Origin of the sequence: Roseiarcus fermentans (genome assembly GCF_003315135.1) — a bacterium.
Taxonomy (GTDB): Bacteria; Pseudomonadota; Alphaproteobacteria; order Rhizobiales; family Beijerinckiaceae; genus Roseiarcus; species Roseiarcus fermentans.
Window position 1 is genome coordinate 140361 of record NZ_QNRK01000009.1, and the last position, 17439, is coordinate 157799.

19 protein-coding genes are annotated in these 17439 nt (G+C 68.1%); 10 read left to right on the forward strand and 9 right to left on the reverse strand.

The features are described 5' to 3' along the window. Window positions 1–43: 43 nt before the first annotated feature. Both der and DFR50_RS10030 read right to left on the reverse strand, forming a co-directional pair. Window positions 44–1444, reverse strand: a complete 1401-nt coding sequence (gene der, locus DFR50_RS10025) for a ribosome biogenesis GTPase Der (RefSeq protein WP_113889063.1) — start codon at window positions 1442–1444, stop codon at window positions 44–46. Window positions 1445–1454: 10 nt separating this feature from the next. Continuing rightward, entirely contained in the window at window positions 1455–2111 is a 657-nt protein-coding gene (locus DFR50_RS10030; RefSeq protein ID WP_113889064.1) for a tetratricopeptide repeat protein, read from the reverse strand. A 359-nt stretch (window positions 2112–2470) separates the two neighbouring features. On the opposite strand from DFR50_RS10030, the gene DFR50_RS10035 reads away from it, so the two are divergent. Beyond that, a complete protein-coding gene (locus DFR50_RS10035) occupies window positions 2471–3718 on the forward strand; it encodes a cytochrome-c peroxidase (RefSeq protein WP_113889065.1) in 1248 nt (415 codons plus the stop codon). A 47-nt stretch (window positions 3719–3765) separates the two neighbouring features. On the opposite strand, the gene bfr is transcribed toward DFR50_RS10035, so the two are convergent. After that, entirely contained in the window at window positions 3766–4245 is a 480-nt protein-coding gene (gene bfr, locus DFR50_RS10040; RefSeq protein WP_113889125.1) for a bacterioferritin, read from the reverse strand. Between the two features lie 57 nt (window positions 4246–4302). Here bfr and DFR50_RS10045 point away from each other — a divergent pair, with 57 nt between their 5' ends. The 3 genes from DFR50_RS10045 (at window position 4303) to DFR50_RS10055 (ending at window position 6875) form a co-directional block, all read left to right on the forward strand. Further along, complete coding sequence (locus tag DFR50_RS10045; RefSeq protein ID WP_147262716.1) at window positions 4303–4788, forward strand: hypothetical protein; 486 nt, start codon at window positions 4303–4305, stop codon at window positions 4786–4788. A gap of 61 nt (window positions 4789–4849) precedes the next feature. Beyond that, window positions 4850–5533 (forward strand): response regulator transcription factor, encoded by a 684-nt coding sequence (locus DFR50_RS10050; protein ID WP_113889067.1) that lies wholly within the window; start codon window positions 4850–4852, stop codon window positions 5531–5533. Beyond that, window positions 5511–6875, forward strand: a complete 1365-nt coding sequence (locus DFR50_RS10055) for a sensor histidine kinase (RefSeq protein ID WP_170153145.1) — start codon at window positions 5511–5513, stop codon at window positions 6873–6875. The genes DFR50_RS10050 and DFR50_RS10055 overlap by 23 nt, the downstream gene beginning before the upstream one ends. Window positions 6876–6881: 6 nt before the next feature. Here the strand turns inward: DFR50_RS10055 and DFR50_RS10060 are convergent, their stop codons facing one another. Genes DFR50_RS10060 through DFR50_RS10070 form a run of 3 tightly spaced genes read right to left on the reverse strand, consistent with a single transcriptional unit; the run spans window position 6882 to window position 7954 of the window. Beyond that, window positions 6882–7109 (reverse strand): hypothetical protein, encoded by a 228-nt coding sequence (locus DFR50_RS10060; RefSeq protein ID WP_113889069.1) that lies wholly within the window; start codon window positions 7107–7109, stop codon window positions 6882–6884. A 21-nt stretch (window positions 7110–7130) separates the two neighbouring features. Further along, complete coding sequence (locus tag DFR50_RS10065; RefSeq protein WP_113889070.1) at window positions 7131–7661, reverse strand: cytochrome b/b6 domain-containing protein; 531 nt, start codon at window positions 7659–7661, stop codon at window positions 7131–7133. A gap of 17 nt (window positions 7662–7678) precedes the next feature. Further along, complete coding sequence (locus tag DFR50_RS10070) at window positions 7679–7954, reverse strand: PepSY domain-containing protein (protein WP_113889071.1); 276 nt, start codon at window positions 7952–7954, stop codon at window positions 7679–7681. A gap of 646 nt (window positions 7955–8600) precedes the next feature. On the opposite strand from DFR50_RS10070, the gene DFR50_RS10075 reads away from it, so the two are divergent. The 4 genes from DFR50_RS10075 to DFR50_RS10090 all read left to right on the forward strand — a co-directional run bounded on the left by DFR50_RS10075 (window position 8601) and on the right by DFR50_RS10090 (window position 11911). Further along, window positions 8601–8867, forward strand: a complete 267-nt coding sequence (locus DFR50_RS10075; protein ID WP_113889072.1) for a high-potential iron-sulfur protein — start codon at window positions 8601–8603, stop codon at window positions 8865–8867. Between the two features lie 272 nt (window positions 8868–9139). Further along, the gene (locus tag DFR50_RS10080) at window positions 9140–10513 is read left to right on the forward strand and encodes a hypothetical protein (protein ID WP_147262717.1); all 1374 of its coding nucleotides are present in this window, start codon (window positions 9140–9142) and stop codon (window positions 10511–10513) included. 209 nt (window positions 10514–10722) lie between these two features. Beyond that, window positions 10723–11412 carry a VIT1/CCC1 transporter family protein gene (locus tag DFR50_RS10085; RefSeq protein WP_113889074.1) on the forward strand — a complete coding sequence of 230 codons (690 nt, stop codon included), beginning with the start codon at window positions 10723–10725 and terminating at the stop codon, window positions 11410–11412. Window positions 11413–11638: 226 nt separating this feature from the next. After that, the gene (locus DFR50_RS10090) at window positions 11639–11911 is read left to right on the forward strand and encodes a hypothetical protein (protein WP_147262718.1); all 273 of its coding nucleotides are present in this window, start codon (window positions 11639–11641) and stop codon (window positions 11909–11911) included. Window positions 11912–12130: 219 nt separating this feature from the next. Here the strand turns inward: DFR50_RS10090 and DFR50_RS10095 are convergent, their stop codons facing one another. From DFR50_RS10095 to DFR50_RS10105, 3 genes are all read right to left on the reverse strand, one after another. Further along, window positions 12131–12529 carry a RidA family protein gene (locus DFR50_RS10095; protein ID WP_113889076.1) on the reverse strand — a complete coding sequence of 133 codons (399 nt, stop codon included), beginning with the start codon at window positions 12527–12529 and terminating at the stop codon, window positions 12131–12133. Further along, window positions 12526–14532, reverse strand: a complete 2007-nt coding sequence (locus DFR50_RS10100; RefSeq protein WP_113889077.1) for an acetyl-CoA carboxylase biotin carboxylase subunit — start codon at window positions 14530–14532, stop codon at window positions 12526–12528. Before DFR50_RS10100 ends, DFR50_RS10095 begins: the two co-directional genes overlap by 4 nt. Window positions 14533–14693: 161 nt before the next feature. Then, the gene (locus DFR50_RS10105; protein ID WP_147262719.1) at window positions 14694–15125 is read right to left on the reverse strand and encodes a hypothetical protein; all 432 of its coding nucleotides are present in this window, start codon (window positions 15123–15125) and stop codon (window positions 14694–14696) included. Window positions 15126–15550: 425 nt separating this feature from the next. Between DFR50_RS10105 and DFR50_RS10110 the strand changes: the two genes are divergently transcribed. Together DFR50_RS10110 and DFR50_RS10115 are read left to right on the forward strand one after the other, a co-directional pair. Beyond that, window positions 15551–16867, forward strand: coding sequence for an MFS transporter (locus DFR50_RS10110; RefSeq protein WP_113889079.1), 1317 nt, complete (start codon window positions 15551–15553; stop codon window positions 16865–16867). After that, window positions 16864–17379, forward strand: a complete 516-nt coding sequence (locus tag DFR50_RS10115; protein ID WP_170153146.1) for a gluconokinase — start codon at window positions 16864–16866, stop codon at window positions 17377–17379. The genes DFR50_RS10110 and DFR50_RS10115 overlap by 4 nt, the downstream gene beginning before the upstream one ends. Window positions 17380–17439 lie beyond the last annotated feature (60 nt).

Here is a 17439-nt window from a genome sequence, read left to right on the forward strand (position 1 = left end):
CGACGAGGGTTACGTCCGCCTCGCTCGCATCGAGCGCCGGCCGTCAGCGCCGCTTCTTGGGCGCGTACGGATTGGCGCCGCCCGAGCGCATCGACAGCCGGATCGGCACCCCGATCAGGCCGAAGGTCTCGCGCAGGCCGTTGACGAGATAGCGCTTGTAGCTCTCCGGGATGGACTCGACCGAGTTGCCGAACAGCACGAAGAACGGCGGCCGCGCCTTGGGCTGGGTCATGTAGCGGATTTTGATCCGCCGCCCCGACACCGCGGGCGGCGGCGTCGAATCGACGACCGGGCCGAGCCAGCGGTTGAGCCGCCCGGTCGAGATGCGGGTGTTCCAGATTGCGTGCGTCGCCACCACCTCTTCGAGCAGCTTGTCGACATGGGCGCCGGTGAGGCCGGAGACGGGGACGACGCGCGTCCCGCGCAGTTGCGGCAGCAGCCGGTCGGCCTCCTCGCGCAGCTCCCGCGCGCGGTCCGACTTGTTGTCGATCAGGTCCCACTTGTTGAGGCCGATGACCAGCGCCCTGCCCTCCTGCTCGACGAGGTCGGCGAGCGACAGGTCCTGCTTCTCGAACGGGATGGTCGCGTCGAGCAGAAGCACCACCACCTCGGCGAAGCGCACCGCGCGCAGGGCGTCGGCGACGGCGAGCTTTTCCACCTTCTCGACCACCCGCGACCGCCGCCTGAGGCCGGCGGTGTCGAACAGCTTCAGCTTGCGCCCGCGCCACTCGGTCTCGATCGCGATCGAGTCGCGGGTGATGCCCGGCTCAGGGCCGGTCAGCAGCCGGTCCTCGCCGAGGATGCGGTTGAGCAGCGTCGACTTGCCCGCGTTGGGGCGGCCGAGCACGGCGATGCGCAGCGGCTTGGTCGCATCGAGCTCGCTGCCGTCCTCCTCTTCGCCGAGCACCAGCGGCGCGCCCTCGTCCTCCTCGTCCGGATCGAGCCGGGCGGAGGCGGGCAGCGCGTCGACCAGCGCGTCGTAAAGGTCGCCGAGGCCCTGCCCGTGCTCGGCGGAAAACGGGATCGGGTCGCCGAGGCCGAGGCTGAAGGCCTCGTAGGCGCCGTCCCGCCCCGCCCCGCTCTCGGCCTTGTTGGCGAGCACGATGATCGGCTTGCCGGCGCGGCGGATGGCGGCGGCGAAGTGCCGGTCGGTCCCGGTGACGCCGGCGCGCGCGTCGATGACGAACACAATCACGTCGCAGTCGGACAGCGCGGTCTCGGTCTGGGCGCGCATGCGGCCGGCGAGCGTCTCCGGATCGCCCTCCTCGAGGCCCGCCGTGTCGATGACGGTGAAGGCGAGGTCGGCGATGCGCCCCTCGCCCTCGCGACGGTCGCGGGTGACGCCGGGCTGGTCGTCGACCAGCGCGAGCTTGCGCCCCACCAGCCGGTTGAAGATGGTCGACTTGCCGACGTTCGGTCGGCCGATGATCGCGACCTTGCTCATGCCCCTCGGTTCACTTCGCGCGGTTCGAGGCGACGAGGGCGAGCCAGCGCTCAGCCAGATTGCGTTCCCGCTGCGACGCCTCAGGATCGGCGAGCACGTCGTCGAGATCCTTGCCGGCGGCGTCGTAGTCGCCGCGGCCGATGTCGAGCGCGGCGAGCGTCAGCTTGGCCAGGCGGCGAAAGGGGCCTTCGGCGTTGGCGAGCGAGGTCAGAGCCGTGACGCCGGCCGATTCCTCCCCCGAGACGCCGAGCTGAAGGAGCGCGGCGCGCAGCTTGGCGGCGTCGCGGAACATGGGATCGACCGCGCTGTTGCCGCCGATCGCCTGAAAGGCGGAGATCGCCGCGGCCGGGTCGGTCGCCGACTTGGCCCCCGCCTCGGTCATCTGGGCGAGGACGCGGTAGCCGCCCGGCGCCTCGGCCGCGAGCTTGGCGAGGCCCCCGAACGCTTCGTTCGGCTTGCCGGCGTCGAACGCCGCGATCGCCGCCTGAAGCTGGTCGCCGGCCGCCTGCGCCGCGGCCTCGCGCTGGTGCTGCCAATAGCGGAAGCCGGCGGAAGCGAGCACGATCAGGACCGCCGCGGCGATGATGACGTTCTGATACTTCTTCCAGAATTCCGCCGCCCTGTCGCGCCGGACCTCCTCGTCGACTTCCTGAAAGATATCGCTCATTTTTGGCTCGATGCGTGCCGCAACGTCGCTTTCGCGAGGCGTTGGGCGAATGGGGGCCCGCCCTAACACGGGAGGCCGGGGAAAGCGAGCGGGGCTCGCTTTCCCCTCGGCGGGCGCGCCCGTGCGACCTCATCGTCCCGCCGCTCGCAGGCCGGCCGGTCTCGTCAAGTATAGGCGGCGCGCTTCCCGATCTCAACCAGAATGAACGCAGTCGGCAGGCCCGGCTGAAGGGCGTTTTGAAACGATTCCAAATTGAAACCATTCCGATCTTCGCCCGCCGGCTTGCCGCGCCAGGTCCTCCGTGAGTAAGCGGGCGACACGACGTCGGGCCGTCACTTGCCGCGTCGAAGGAGGGGTCCATGTCACGCACGGGCGCGCGCGCTCTCTATCTGGCCGTCGGCCTCGCCGGCTTCGCGCCGCTCGCTGGCTGGGCCGATTCCGCCGCGCCCTCGCGTTTCGCGCAATCGGACGACGAGAAATCGCTGAGCGACGTCCAGCTCCTCGGCAAGCGGATCTTCGAGGACACGAATTTGTCCGAGCCGCGCGGTCTCGCCTGCCAGGCCTGCCACCAACCGCAGCACGCTTTCCAGGGCGTCAACGGCTCGCCGATCCCGGGAATCGCGGCGGGCAGCACGCCCGACAAGATCGGCCATCGCAAGTCGCCGACCCTCATGTACAAGACCTACTCGCCCGCCTTCGGCTTCTACAAGGACCTCGACGACGGCAAGGAGACGCTCGAGGCCAAGGGCGGCCAGATGTGGGACGGGCGCGCCAGCGACATGGTCGAGCAGGCGACGCTGCCGATGCTCGACCCGGCCGAGATGAACAACCCGTCGATCGAAGCGGTGGTCGAGAAGGTGAAGGCCGGCCCCTACGCGGACCTCGTCAGGACCGTCTACGGCGACGACGCCTTCGCCGACCCGAAGGCCGCCATGAGCAAGCTGACCGCCGCCATCTTCGCCTACGAGGTGACCGAGCGCTTCGCGCCGTTCTCGTCCAAATTCGACGATTACCTGCGCGGCAAGGCGAAGCTGACGCCGGCCGAGGCGCGCGGATTCGAACTCTTCACCGACCCGAAGCGGGGCAACTGCATCGCCTGCCACGTCGGCAGGACCGACTCGAAGGATCCGACCGACTGGATCTTCACCGACTTCACCTACGACGCGCTCGGCGCGCCGCGCAACGCCGCCATTCCGGCCAACGCCGACGCTTCGACGTTCGACCTCGGCCTATGCAAGCAGCCGGGACTGGCGGCGAAGCTGCCCAAGGAGATCAAGCTCGAATCGCTCTGCGGCGCCTTCAAGGTTCCAACGCTGCGCAACGTGGCGGTCGCCGGCGCCTATTACCACAACGCCGTTTTCACCAGCCTGCGCGACGCCGTCGCCATCTACGCCACCCGCGACACCGACCCCGGCCGCTGGTTCCCCAGGCTCAAGTCCGGCGAGGCCGACAAATTCAACGACCTGCCGGGCGGCTACAAGGCGAACGTCAACACCGACGAGGTCCCCTACGATCGCCATCCGGGCCAGCGGCCGAGGCTCAGCGACCAGGACATCGACGCGCTCGTCGCCTTTCTCGGGACGCTGACCGACAAGGGGATGCAGTAAGCCCCGACAGGGAACCGGCCCGCCGCCGGCTCCGGCGGCGGATCGACCTATTCGTGCAGCTCGCCGACGTGCTTTTGCGCGTAGAGCGGCTCGCCGAGCTGGTCGATCAAGGTGAGCTGCGCCTCGAGAAAGTCGATGTGCTTCTCCTCGTCGGAGGTCAGATGCTCGAACAGCATCCTGGTGACGCGGTCGTTGACGCTGTCGCAATATTTCGCGGCGTCGAGGTAGAGCGCGCGGGCGCTCATTTCCGCGGCGAGGTCGCAGTCGATGATCTCCTTGACGCTCTTGCCGATGCGCAACTTTTCGAGCGACTGCATGTTGGGCGCGCCGTCGAGAAACAGGATGCGCGCCACGATCGTGTCGGCATGACGCATCTCCTCGATCGACTCTTCACGCCAGACTTTGGCGAAGTCCTTGTAGCCCCAGTTGTCGAGGATGCGGTAATGCAGCCAATACTGGTTAACGGCGGCGAGTTCGTGTCGGAGCGCCGAATTCAGGTATTCGATGACTTTTGGATCCCCACGCATGCACTCGTCCTTATTCCGGCGCCGCAGCCGACGCCAAGCCGGGGCCGACGCCTTCCGGTGAAGGAAGGTCTCGCGATTCCCGTTCGTGAGCAAGAGCCCGGAGCGACTTTCGCAGGTGTCGCCGCAGCGATTTCCGACCCGCCACGCCCGAGCGCGCTGGAGCCGCCCGGGAAAATAGCGCGCCATTTGATCCAGATCAAATTCGGTGTCGCTTCGCAATGCAACAAACACCAGCTGCGAGCGGATTTTATTCCGCCTCGGAGGCGCAAGGCCATGACAATGTCTGGAAGCGGCGTATCGCGCCGGACGATGGTTTTCGGTTGCATTGCGGGCGGAGCGAGCGCGCTCGCGACCGGCGCGTCTGCCATCGAGATGTCGCCCGTCAAGGTGTCGAAGGACAGCGTCCATTACGTAACGACGGCTCAAGACGGTCATTGCTGCAGCGCGTGCAAGCTGTTCGTGGCGCCCTCGTCCTGCATCGCCGTTTCAGGGCAGATCGGGCGCGATTGCGGATGCCGGATCTGGCTGACCAAGGCCGCCTGACCGGCTCCAGTCCTCGCGCCTGGCGCATTGTCAGCCCGTGTGTGTCTGCTAAGCCGGCGGCATGAAGATTCTGGTGGTCGAGGACGACGAGGGGACCGCCGAGTTCGTCGTGGCGGGGCTTGTCGCGCGCGGACACGAGCCGACCGTCGCGCGCGATGGCCGCGAAGGGTATGAGCGCGCCCGGGCCGATCGTTTCGACGTCGTCGTGCTGGACCGCATGCTGCCGAAACTCGACGGCCTCGCCGTCGTCGCCCTGCTGCGGACGGACGGCGTCTCGACGCCTGTCCTCTTCTTGACAAATCTTTCCGGCATCGACGATCGGGTTGACGGATTGGAGGCCGGCGGCGACGATTATCTCGTCAAGCCTTTCTCCTTCGAAGAGCTGATGGCGCGGCTGACGGCCCTCGCCCGACGCCCGACGCTCGGGGCGCCGCGGACCGTGCTCGACTGCGGCGATCTCGAAATGGATCTCGTGGCGCGAACCGTTCGGCGCGGCGGCGAGGCAATCGACCTTCAGCCGCGCGAATTTCGCCTGCTCGAATTCCTGATGCGGGCGGAGGGCCGGGTCGTCACCCGGAAAATGCTGCTCGAACAAGTCTGGGAGTACAATTTCGACCCGAAGACCAACATTGTCGAGACCCACATCAGCCGCCTGCGCGGTAAGATCGATCGTGGCGAGGCGTCGCTGATTCAGACCGTGCGCGGCGCCGGATATGTTTTGCGTGTTCCGGGTTCGTCTTCTTAGAACGGCGAGCTTCCGGCTCGCGGCTCTCTATCTCGCGCTGTTCACCGCGTCGGCGCTGGCGCTCGGCGCGTTCGTCTATCTCTCGGTGCGCCGTGAGATCCTGACCGACTTCGACGAGCGGATCGTCGAGGAGACCGACGCCCTGAAGAGCGATTTCGCGGACGGCGGACGCGAACGTCTGGCCGCGATCATCGAGGCGCGCGGCAAGGGCGGCGCCGGCTTCTCCTATGGCCTGCTCAGTCGCGAGGGCGGGCTGATCGCCGGCGATCTGCGCGTTCCTTCCGCCGGCGTCGCAGGCTGGACCGACGCGCAGGAGGCCGACAGCGAGGAACCGGCGGAATCCACGGCCGAGGTCATCCGAACCCTCGTCACCCCGCTCGCCGACGGATCGTCGCTGCTGGTCGGCGACGAACGGCGCCGTCCGGACGAGATCCTGGCCGGCGTGCTGACCGCCTTCGCGTGGGCGGTCGCGGCCACGCTCGCGCTGGGAACGATCGGCGGACTGTGGCTGAGCGCGCATTTCCTCGAGCGGATCGATTCGATGCGCCAGACGGCGCGCCGCCTGATGGACGGCGACTGGACCCGGCGCATTCCGCTGAGCCGCACCGACGACGACCTGACCGCGCTCGCCCGCACCTTCAACCGACTGTTCGATCGCATCGAAAAGCTCCTGCAGGCGAACCGGCAGGTCAGCGCCGACATCGCGCATGATCTGCGCAAGCCCCTCGCGGGCGTGCTGCGCCGCCTCGAAGCCGCGCGCGACGACCCTTCGGCCGCCGCGTCGCGCGAGGCGATCGGCGCGGCGATCGGCGACGTGGAGGGCGTGCTCGACACTTTCAACGCTCTGCTCCGCATCGGCCAGGTCGAGGCCGGCGCCCGCCGCGCGGCGTTCCGGCCGCTCGACCTCGCCGACGTCGCGCGCGAGGTCGCCGAGACCTTCGCGCCGGCCGCCGAAGACGAGGGCAAGGCGCTCGTTCAGCGGCTCGACGTCCCGCTGCCGATCGCGGGCGACAGGGAGCTCCTCGTGCAGATGATCGCCAACCTGCTCGACAACGCCCTGCGGCACACGGCGGCGGGCGTGCGGATCGAGGTCGGAGGCGAGAAAACCGCCGGGGGAATCGCGCTGACGGTCTCCGACAACGGCGCCGGCGTCGCGCCAGGCGACAGGGCGGCGATCTTCCAGCGATTCTATCGCGGAGGCGAATCGCGACGCTCGCCCGGAACCGGGCTCGGCCTCGCGCTCGTCGCGGCGATCGCCGACCTGCACGGCCTCGACTGCCGGGCTTCGGACAATCGCCCGGGGCTGCGCGTCACGCTCGCGACGGCGGCCGAGACGGAGTGAACGCCGTCAGCCGGCCTCGCGACGCCGTGCGGCGGCGGCGACGGCGGTCGAAAGCTGATCGATGACCGCCCTCGCGTATTCGACCGTCAGGACGATGTCGACCGCCTCGATCCTGCCGGGAAAGTCCGGCAGGGCGGCCGGAACGGTGAGATAGATGTCGTCGTCGATCGCCGAAGCCGTGGGCTGCTCCGCGGCGAAAAAGAACGGCGCCGCTGTTTCTTCTGTCTCCGACATCGTGACTCTCCCGATGCTCGATCACCCGACGTCGCCGGGCGCCGCGGGCCGTTTCGCGCCGACGACCATCGCGCGGACGAGATTCTCCCGATGGCGCAGGCTCGCGAGCGCGACGCCCGCCAGGTGAAGCGCCACCAGCGCCAGCGCGGCGTGGGCGAGGACCGAATGGACATGCTGCAGCGCTTCCGAGCCCCAGAACGCGTCGGTCGTCATCATCCAGCCGGTGAACGCCGTCGCGGCCACCGCCGCGAGCAAGACGACGATCATCGCCCCGCCGGCCGGATTGTGGCCGATGTAGCGGCGCTCGGACCCGTTCCCGATCGCCTGGACGTAGTCGATCACCGTTTCCGGCGACCGCACGAACTGGGCGAAACGCGCATAGCGCGGGCCGACGAAGCCCCAAACGACGCGCACGGCCACGAGCGCGCCCGCGACATAGCCCGCCGCGTCGTGCACGGTCTCCGCGTGTTCCGAACTGGCCCACGCGACCGCAAAACTCGCGGCGAGCGCCCAGTGGAAGGCGCGCACGAACGGATCCCAGACCGGAATCATGATCGACCGACCGAGGCTCAGTTTTCGCCGGCTTCGGCGTTGTCGAGCTTCTCGAGCGTCTCGGCGTTGAAGGCCATGTTGGCGCGCTTGCCCGTCTTGTCGGTGGCGTAGACCTCGTAGCAGCCGCCTTCGACCTTGATCTGCTTCACCTTGTAGCCGTCGGCCTGGAGCTGCGATTCGAGCGCGGACTTCGGCTGCCACTTCGACTTCGCGGTTGTGGCGCACTTTCCCTCGGCGAAGGCCGGGCCCGCGGCGGCGACGGCGAGAACGGTCAGGGCGGTGAACAGCTTCATCGGGATCTCCGGGTTTCGACGACGTCGCGAAGCGGGGCGAAGGCCCGTCGTTTGCGTCGCCGACCGGAATCGCGTCGCATCGCGCCGGATTTACGGTGTTCAGGTTACGGATCGCCAATGTCCGGCGCTCGGCCGGCCGGCGCAGGTCGAGCCGGCGGCGGAACGCCTCGGGCTCGGGCGCCGGAAGCGCCTGCCGACGAACGCGGGCGGCTGGTCTGGCCGGTCGGGCGCGATCCGGAAACAGGGAATGATTGTTGCGCCGCGCGCAACACGCTCTGGCCGAGCCGCGGTTCGGCCCCGGGACCGTGGCGCGGCGGATCACCGACCCCGCCGGCCGACGCGGGCGCGAGCGCAATGATCGAGCGTTCCCAGGGCTGTTCGTAACCTCATGATGTTCATTGTTTTCCGCTGCGCCCGACCCCTCCGGACCAAAGTAGATTACCGATTGGTATAGTTCTGGCCGCGTTTTCGCCGTTCCGATCGCGCGCTGTCGCCGCGCCGCGCGCACGCTGTTGACGGCGGTGCAATTCTCCCGGTCGAGGCGGTAGCGCGCTTTCGTCGCGGGTCGGGCGGATTGATGTGGCTTCGCCTTCGGTGGAAGCCTGGTCGCAAGTCCCCGCGAGGGATTATCGGAGGAACAGGACCCATGAGTGACGATCTGAAAGTCGCAGCCGTCAGCCGCCGCACCGTTCTCATGGGCGCCGCGGGCGCCTTGCCCCTGATCGCGTTGGGCGCGACGGGCGCAAAGGCAGGCAAGATGGCGCAAACGGCGGTGCGCTATCAGGCCACCCCCAAGGACGGCAAGCAGTGCAGCGGCTGCAGCCTGTTCGTCGCGCCCAACGCATGCAAGAGCGTCGACGGGTCGATCGCAGCGTCCGGCTGGTGCGCGCTGTGGGTCAAGAAGGCTGGCTGACGTCGTCCAGACTCCGTGCAGCGTGACGGGACGGTCGGCGTGTTTAGTCGAGGACTTCTTCCACGATATATTCGAATCGATGGCGGCGCCGAACCGCAATAAAGAGTTCAATAGTCGAGGTATACGCAATGGCGGCGGCAAAGATCCAACAGGACGCAGAAGTCGTTGTATCGAAGCGTCGTCCAGGTCCCGTCGCCTGGGGCGCCGTCTGCGCCGGACTCCTTGCCGGAGCGGCGGCCTTCCTTGCGCTCGGCGCCGGCCCGGCACGGGCTTTGCCGAGCTACGCAAGACAGACCGGCCAGCCCTGCGCCTCCTGCCACACCATCATTCCGGAACTGACGCCGTTCGGGCGGCGCTTCAAGATCGGCGGCTACACGCTTCAGGGCGGCGACTGGCAGGGACCGCCGCTCGCTGCGATGTACATCGCCGGATTCACCCACGCGAAGGCGCCCTACGATTATCCGAACACGAATGCGCAGGCCAACGACCCCAACGGCGCCTCGCCACAATCCAACACCCCGCCCGCTGGCCTGCACGCCAACAACAACGTTGCGTCGCAGCAGATCTCCGGCTACATCGCCGGCAGGCTCATCGACAACGTCGGCTCGTTCATCCAGATCACCGGCGATCCGGTTGGCGGAACCGCCTTCCTGGACGGCTCCGAAATCCGCTACGCCAACACGCTGAAGCTCCTGGGCCAGGATACGATCGTCGGCATCGACGTCAACAACTCCCCGACCTTCCAGGACCCGTGGAATACGACCCCGGCCTGGAGCTGGCCGCAGTTCGCCTCGGCCGTCTCTCCGGGCGCGACCCTGTACAGTCCGCCGCTCACCCACATCGAGGGCGGCTACGGCGGGATCGTCGGCGGCGCCGGCGTGTACGCCTTCTGGAACGACATGCTCTATCTGGACGTGACCGCCTACAAGGGCCTCCCGACGCCCGCCCTGCAGGCTTTCAACACCGGCAACAGCGCCACCGACGCGGTGTCCAACGTCGCCCCCTACTGGCGACTCGCGGTCGAACCGCACTGGGGCTCGCACTACCTGATGGTCGGCACGTTCGGAATGTACGGACAGATAACTCCTGGCCGTCAATACGGATACGGAACCGACAATTACCTCGACGTCGGCTTCGACAGCCAGTATCAATATGACGGCGACCAATACAGCCTGACGGTCAAGCTCACCGACATCATGGAATGGCAGACGCTGAACGCCACATACGGGCTCGGCGGATCGTCGAACCTGAACGACAGGCTCAACAGCTTCAAGGCCAACGCCAGCTTCGTTTGGGATCACACCTACAGCATTGGCTTCGGCTACTTCAACATCACCGGCTCCTCCGATTGCAACCTGTACGGCTCGCTGGTCGCCTATTGCATGCCGACCACCGGGACCTCCAACAGCGTGATTGCGAGCCCGAACGGCAACGGCCTGATCGTCGACCTCTCCTACGTGCCCTTCGCGCACGGCGCGCCGGGACCCTACGACTACAAGACCTGGAACGCCCGCCTCGGCGTCCAGTTGACGACCTACCTGCATCTCTACGGCGGAACGACCAATTTCGACGGCTCGTTCCTCGGCGGAACGCACAACGCATCCGGAAACAACTCCGTCTTCGTGTACGCATTGTTGGCGTTCTGACCCGCCGGGAAGGCCTGCGCCGGTTGGCGCGAGGCCGGGGCGCTGTCAGCGACGCGTCATCCGAAGCTGATAAAGCGCAGCGCGCTCGCTCGTCATCGCAAAGGCGCTCCAAGGCCTTGAAGACGCGCGCCTGCTGTGAAAAACCCGCCTTCCCCAACCGTGGCGCGCTCTGGGCAAGGGCTCGCCCTCTGCTCTGAGAACCGCACCGCATGCCCCACGTCGAACACCACTTCGTCCACCGGTCCGGCTGGCTGCGCGCCGCGGTGCTGGGGGCGAACGACGGCCTGATTTCGACCGCCAGCCTCGTCGTCGGCGTGGCGGCGGCTTCGGCGGGACGAACCGAGATTTTGACCGCCGCGGTCGCCGGCTGGGCGGCCGGCGCCATGTCGATGGCGGCCGGCGAGTTCGTCTCGGTCAGTTCGCAGGCCGATCTCGAGGCCGCCGACCTCGAGCGGGAGAAGCGCGCGCTCAATGAGGATCCCAGGGACGAGCTGATGGAGCTCACCGAAATCTATCAGGATCGCGGTCTCGACGCCGACCTCGCGCGCAAGGTCGCCGAGCAGCTCACGGCGAAGGACGCGCTCTCCGCCCATGCCCGCGACGAACTCGGCCTGACCGAAACCGCCGAGGCGAACCCGATCCAGGCCGCCTTCGCCTCCGCCGCCGCGTTTTCGCTCGGCGCCGCGCTGCCGACGCTGGCCGCCTTCCTCGCGCCCGAGGGAACCACGATCGAGGCGGTCGCCGCCGCGACCCTGGTCTTTCTGCTCGCGCTCGGGGCGGTCGGCGCCCGGCTCGGCGGGGCCGGGATGGTGTGGCCGGCGCTGCGCGTCGGCTTCTGGGGCGCGATGGCGATGGCGGTCACGGCCGGCATCGGCGCCCTCGTCGGCAAGGCGGTCTGACCGCCGGACGAGGCGATCCCCGCGACGCATCCAGGGCGGAATAGAATAGTAACGAAGTAGACTATTCCAGAATTTCGGCTGATACGAATGTCGGGTGATCCGGAATCGTCATTGTGGCGTATAGTGCCCGTGCGCCGATAAGCCGCAGCGCAACGCCGTTGAATGACGGCGCGACGCGCGGCATGACGCAGGCGCAGACAGTCGCGATCCAAGGGAAGAGGCGATTATGAGTGAATGTGGAAAGGGCGTGAGCCGGCGGACGGTGCTCCTGGCCGCCGCTGGGGCGGTGCCGGTCCTGGCGATGATGACGGGCAGCGCCCAGGCGCTCATGGCGCAGGCCGCCGCGGGCTACAAGACCGAGCCGAAGACGATGGCTGACGGCTCGAAGAGGGACTGCGAAGGCTGCAACTTCTTCGTCGCGCCGAACAAGTGCAAGATGGTCGACGGCGAGATCTCGCCGACCGGCTATTGCAACCTCTGGGTCAAGAAGCCCGCCTGACGGACTTCGACAGGAGTGGCGGCCGCACGACGGCCGCCGCTTTTTTTTTGCGAGACGCCGACGCGGCCGCCGATTGGCGATCGGCCGCCTTGGCTGGAAATCGTCGTCGGGGCGAAATTGCGTCCACGCGACGGCGCGCCCGACGAGCGTCCCCCTGCAAGCGGAGCCGCGCCCCGCAGTCTTCGCCCCGGTTGTGGCGAGGCCGATCGGAAAGCGGCGTCAGCCGCGGCGGCTGATGCGCGCGTCCGCCTCGATCTCGACTTTCATTTCCGGCGTCAGCAGCGCGGACACGACCACGATCGTCGCAGCCGGCCGGATCTCCGCGAAAACCTCGCCCTGCGCCGCGAGCACCGGCGCGCAGAAGGCAGAATCGGTGACGTAGGTGCGCAGCCGCACGACATCGGAAAGCGCGGCGCCGGCTTCCTTCAGCACGGCGGCAAAGGTCGCGTAAATGGCGCGCGCCTGATCGGCCGGGTCCTCCGGCATCGTCATCCGCGCGTAGTCGTAGCCGGTAGTGCCGGAGACGTGGACGTCTTCCCCGGATACGACGGCGCGCGAATAGCCGTAGGCGCGCTCGAACGGCGAGCCCGAGGAGATCAGGCGGCGCGTCGGCTTCACGCGAATTCGATGATCACGGCGTCGACCGCGAGCGAATCGCCCTCCTTGGCGTGGACCGCCTTGACGATCCCGTCGCGCTCGGCCGACAGCACGTTCTCCATCTTCATCGCCTCGACGATGCACAGCTGCTCGCCCGCCTTGACGTCCTGTCCGACCTTGACCGCGATCGACTTGACCAGGCCCGGCATCGGGCAGAGCAGCGCCTTCGAGCCGTCCGCCCCCTTGCGCTCGATCATCAGCGCGGCGAGTTCAGCCTCGCGCCGGGTGTAGACGCGGGCGTCGACGCCGACGCCAGCGTGACGCAGATGAAATCCGTTCGGGATCGCGCGCGTCTTCACCGCGACCGCCGCGTCGTCGATGTTGCCGCACCACAGGGCGTCGCCCGGCTTCCAGTCCGATTCGACATAGGCCCTGTGCCCGTCGGCGAAGGCGATCGACAGGCCGCCGCTGGTCCGCGGCTCCATCTCCAGCTCGACCCTGCGCTCGCCCATCTCCACGACGCGCTTGGTGTCGAAGCTGAGCAGTTCGGGCGCGCGCAACTGGCCGGAGATGCGGCGCTTGCGCAGGTTGAGAACGTGGTCCATGTGCGCCGCGGCCACGGCGATCCGCCGGGCGGTGTCGCCCTCGGCCGGCAGCTCCTGGAAACCGTCTGGGAATTCCTCGGCGATGAAGCCGGTCGACAACCGTCCCTCGCGCCAGCGCGGATGCTGCATCAGGGTCGACAGGAACGGGATGTTGTGCCGGATGCCCTCGATGACGAAGGTGTCGAGCGCGGTCGCCTGGGCCTTGATCGCGCTCAGCCGGTCGGGCGCGTGGGTGACGAGCTTGGCGATCATCGGGTCGTAGTGGATCGAGATTTCGCCGCCCTCGAACACGCCGGTGTCGTTGCGCACGGTGATCCGGTCGTGCGTCCCCTCGACCGGCGGCCGGTAGCGCACCAGGCGCCCGGTCGACGGCATGAAGTTGCGGGTCGGGTCCTCGGCGTAGACGCGGCTCTCGACCGCCCAGCCGTCGAGCTTCACGTCCGCTTGCGTCATGCGCAGCTTTTCGCCGGCGGCGCTGCGGATCATCTCTTCGACGAGGTCGACGCCGGTGATCAACTCCGTCACCGGATGCTCGACCTGCAGGCGGGTGTTCATCTCGAGGAAGTAGAAGCTCTTGTCCTGGCCGGCGACGAATTCGACCGTGCCGGCCGTGTCGTAGTCCACCGCCTTGGCGAGCGCCACCGCCTGCTCGCCCATCTTGCGTCGGGTCGCCTCGTCCAGAAGCGGCGAGGGCGCCTCTTCGATCACCTTCTGGTTGCGGCGCTGGATCGAGCATTCGCGCTCGCCGAGATAAATGACGTTGCCGTGCTTGTCGCCCAGCACCTGGATCTCGATGTGGCGCGGATTGACGATGAATTTTTCCACGAACACCCGGTCGTCGCCGAACGAGCTTTTCGCCTCCGACTTGGCGCGGGCGAAGCCCTCGGCGACTTCCTGGCGGCTGTGCGCGATGCGCATGCCCTTGCCGCCGCCGCCGGCGGACGCCTTGATCATCACCGGATAGCCGATCTCGTCGGCGATCGCGGCGGCGTGCTCGGGCGATTCGATCACGCCGAGGTAGCCCGGCACAGTCGAGACCTTGGCGGCGTTGGCGAATTTCTTCGATTCGATCTTGTCGCCCATCGCCTCGATGGCGCGGACGTTGGGACCGATGAACACGATTCCGGCCTCGGCGAGCGCGATGGCGAAGGCCGCGCGCTCCGACAGGAAGCCGTAGCCGGGATGAACCGCCTCGGCGCCGGTCTCCTTGCAGGCGGCGACGATCTTGTCGATCACGAGGTAGCTCTGGGCCGCGGCGGGCGGCCCGATCAGCACGGCCTCGTCGGCCATTTCGACGTGCAGGGCGTCCTTGTCGGCCTCCGAGTAGACCGCGACGGTCTTTATCCCCATCCTGCGCGCGGTTTTGATGACCCGGCAGGCGATCTCGCCTCGGTTGGCGATCAGGATTTTTTTGAACATCGACTCCCCGTGCGACGACGGCTCGGCTTTTCGTTGTGGGGCCGTTCTATTGGATGCGCGCCCACGCGTAAACGGCGCGCGCCGTCGCAGGGCCTATCAAAAGGAATGATTTCTCGTGCGAACGCGTCCGTCGCGACGCCGCGATCGCGAGCGCCCGCTCGTCAGGCGCGCGCCCGCAGCGCCGCCTCGACGCCCGGCCACTGCAGCGCGCGCGCCCGCACCGCGGTGACGAACCACTGCGGCGCCCGATGCGCCTCGGCCAGCACGTTGACCAGCGCCGCCAGCGCATCGAGCGACTTGCACTCGTCGGCGCGCCCGATCAGCCACTCCGCCTCCTCGTCGGTGACGACGCCGGTCGGCCGCGACTGCCAGACCACGTAATCGGTGATGAGCTCGACGAACAGCTCCGTCCACTCCGGCGCATTGCTCATGCCGGCGCGCACCACGGCGAACAGCTCTTCGGCCGACTCGCGGGTCACCTCGCCGTCGGCGAACACCTCCCGTCTCAGCCAGGCGACGTCCTGCGCGGTGACCTTGCGGCCGAGAATCATGGCGCTGATGATCGTCCGGCTTTTCTCGACAGCAAACCCCATCGCGGACACCCCTTACGCACTCGACGCCGCGGCCCAGAGAACCGGCCGCCTTTCTGTGGCGTGACCCTGCCCGGTAAAATTTGCCGAGAAATGAATCGAACCCCCGATCCGGCGGGAGCCTTCCGGCACAGTTAAGGTCCAGCAAAGCCGCATGGTTTCACGGATGTGAACGCGTCCGCTCAAAACACGTCTTTCGCTGAAGGGCGGCCGGCCGGGATCATTGCTTGAAGCCCGTCCTCTGGCGACCGGCTGCGTCCCCGCCGCCACCCGGGCCGCGCTTGCGCGCGCCCGGGCGCGGGCTCTCGTGGGGGAGGAGGCGCGTCGCGGACGTTCAAGCGACTGCCCCGGCCGGCCGGCGGGTCGATTGACAGAGCCGGCGCCGCGCGCGCACCTTGGCGGGCGGGGAGACCGGGAGGAGAGAGGCCATGGCGACAGCCGCGGCCGTCGGACGACGGCGCTGGACGATCGGCGTGCTGCTCGGGGTCGGCATCCTGATCAACTATTTCGACCGGGTGAACATTTCCGTCGCCGCCCCCCAGCTGCAGCAGGAGTTCAACCTGACCCCGGGCGATCTCGGTCTCTTGTTCAGCGCCTTCTTCTGGTCCTACGCCATCCTCCAGATCCCGGTCGGCATGGTGCTCGACCGATGGGGCGTGACCAGCGTCAGCCGCCTCGGCGCCTTCCTGTGGGGGGTCGCCTCGGCGATCGTCGCCTTCGCCGGCGGCTTCGGCACGATCTTCGCCGCCCGGGTGCTGCTCGGCGTCGCCGAGGCCCCCGCCTTCCCCGCCAACTCCAAGGCGACCGGCTACTGGTTCCCGCGCGGCGAGCGCGCCACCGCGACCGCGATTTTCGACGCGGCGGCGAAGTTCTCCAACGTGATCGGCGTGCCGCTGGTCGCCGTCGCGATTGTCACCTTCGGCTGGCGCTGGGGCTTCGGCCTGACGGCGATCCTGAGCTTCGCCTATTTCGTCGCCTACTGGGTCCTCTACCGCGACCCGAGCCGGGATCCGAAGCTCGGCCGCGAGGAGCGCGCCTATATCGTCGCCGGCGGCGCGACGCCGGAAGGCCCGTCCGGCGCGAGCCCGTTCGCCATGCTCGGCTACGTGCTCAGCAACCGAAAAGTCTGGGGGCTGACCATCGGCTTCGCCGCCTACGGCTATTCCTTCTACCTGTTCCTCACCTGGTTGCCCGGCTACCTCGTCTCGGAGATGCACATGAGCATCATCAAGTCGGCCGGCTACGCGGCGATTCCGTGGGCGTTCGCCACCGTGGCCGACCTCGTCGTCGGCGGCTGGCTGATCGACCACCTGATCGCCCGCGGCCACGACGAAACGATCGTCCGCAAGACCGTGCTGGTGTCGGGCATGGTTCTGGGCCTGGCGGTGTTCGGCGCCACCACGACCTCGAGCCCGGTCTGGGCGATCGTCTGGATCTCGATCGCGCTCAGCGGGCTCGCCGCGGCCGCGCCGGTCGGATGGTCGATCCCGTCGCTGATCGCGCCGCGCGGCGGCACCGGCAGCATCGGCGGGGTGATGAATTTCTTCAACAACCTGATGGGCGCGGTGGCGCCGGCGGTCACCGGCTTCATCGTCGGCGCCACGCATTCGTTCACCAACGCCTTCCTGGTCGCGGGCGTCGTGCTGATGATCGGGATTATCTCCTACGTCTTCGTCCTCGGGCGGATCGAGCCGATCCCCGAACCGAACGGCGCGACGGCGCTCGAGGGAAGCGCGGCGCAATGACCGGCCCGGCGCAAGCGCTGGTGATCATGGGCGTCTCCGGCAGCGGCAAGTCGACGGTCGGCGACAGGCTCGCGCAGCGCCTCGGCTGGACGATGGCGGAAGGCGACGCCCTGCACCCGCCGGCGAACGTCGAGAAGATGCGCCGCGGTATTCCCCTCGACGACGCAGATCGCTGGCCGTGGCTCGACGCGATCGGCGCGCTGCTGAAGGCCTGGGCGGCCGAGGGCCGGTCGGGCCTCGTCACCTGCTCGGCGCTCAAGGGCAGCTATCGCGAGCGGCTGCTGGCCGCGCGGCCGGACCTGCGCTTCGTCTACCTGAAGGGGTCGCCGGCTTTGCTGTCCGGCCGCGTCGCCGCCCGCCATCACGAATACATGCCGGCTTCGCTGCTGCGCAGCCAGTTCGACACGCTCGAAGAACCCCTGCCCGGCGAACCGGTCGTCACCATCGACGCCGGCGAGACGCCGGAAGCCGAGGTCGAGGCGATCGTGACGGCGCTGGGGCTGGCGGGGTAGGCGTGCGGGAACCTCGGACGCGGCACGGGAGGGCGTCTCGCCGCGGAACAATGCGGCTCG

Bases quoted from the DNA above. Each gene is read 5' to 3' on its own strand.
- DFR50_RS10090 (WP_147262718.1), top strand. From the start codon at position 11,639: ATGAGTGAATGTGGAAAGGGCGTGAGCCGGCGGACGGTGCTCCTGGCC.
- DFR50_RS10100 (WP_113889077.1), bottom strand. From the start codon at position 14,532: ATGTTCAAAAAAATCCTGATCGCCAACCGAGGCGAGATCGCCTGCCGG.
- DFR50_RS10110 (WP_113889079.1), top strand. From the start codon at position 15,551: ATGGCGACAGCCGCGGCCGTCGGACGACGGCGCTGGACGATCGGCGTG.
- DFR50_RS10065 (WP_113889070.1), bottom strand. From the start codon at position 7,661: ATGATTCCGGTCTGGGATCCGTTCGTGCGCGCCTTCCACTGGGCGCTC.
- DFR50_RS10075 (WP_113889072.1), top strand. From the start codon at position 8,601: ATGAGTGACGATCTGAAAGTCGCAGCCGTCAGCCGCCGCACCGTTCTC.
- DFR50_RS10035 (WP_113889065.1), top strand. From the start codon at position 2,471: ATGTCACGCACGGGCGCGCGCGCTCTCTATCTGGCCGTCGGCCTCGCC.
- DFR50_RS10030 (WP_113889064.1), bottom strand. From the start codon at position 2,111: ATGAGCGATATCTTTCAGGAAGTCGACGAGGAGGTCCGGCGCGACAGG.
- der (WP_113889063.1), bottom strand. From the start codon at position 1,444: ATGAGCAAGGTCGCGATCATCGGCCGACCGAACGTCGGCAAGTCGACC.
- DFR50_RS10115 (WP_170153146.1), top strand. From the start codon at position 16,864: ATGACCGGCCCGGCGCAAGCGCTGGTGATCATGGGCGTCTCCGGCAGC.
- DFR50_RS10105 (WP_147262719.1), bottom strand. From the start codon at position 15,125: ATGGGGTTTGCTGTCGAGAAAAGCCGGACGATCATCAGCGCCATGATT.
- DFR50_RS10050 (WP_113889067.1), top strand. From the start codon at position 4,850: ATGAAGATTCTGGTGGTCGAGGACGACGAGGGGACCGCCGAGTTCGTC.
- bfr (WP_113889125.1), bottom strand. From the start codon at position 4,245: ATGCGTGGGGATCCAAAAGTCATCGAATACCTGAATTCGGCGCTCCGA.
- DFR50_RS10060 (WP_113889069.1), bottom strand. From the start codon at position 7,109: ATGTCGGAGACAGAAGAAACAGCGGCGCCGTTCTTTTTCGCCGCGGAG.
- DFR50_RS10085 (WP_113889074.1), top strand. From the start codon at position 10,723: ATGCCCCACGTCGAACACCACTTCGTCCACCGGTCCGGCTGGCTGCGC.
- DFR50_RS10070 (WP_113889071.1), bottom strand. From the start codon at position 7,954: ATGAAGCTGTTCACCGCCCTGACCGTTCTCGCCGTCGCCGCCGCGGGC.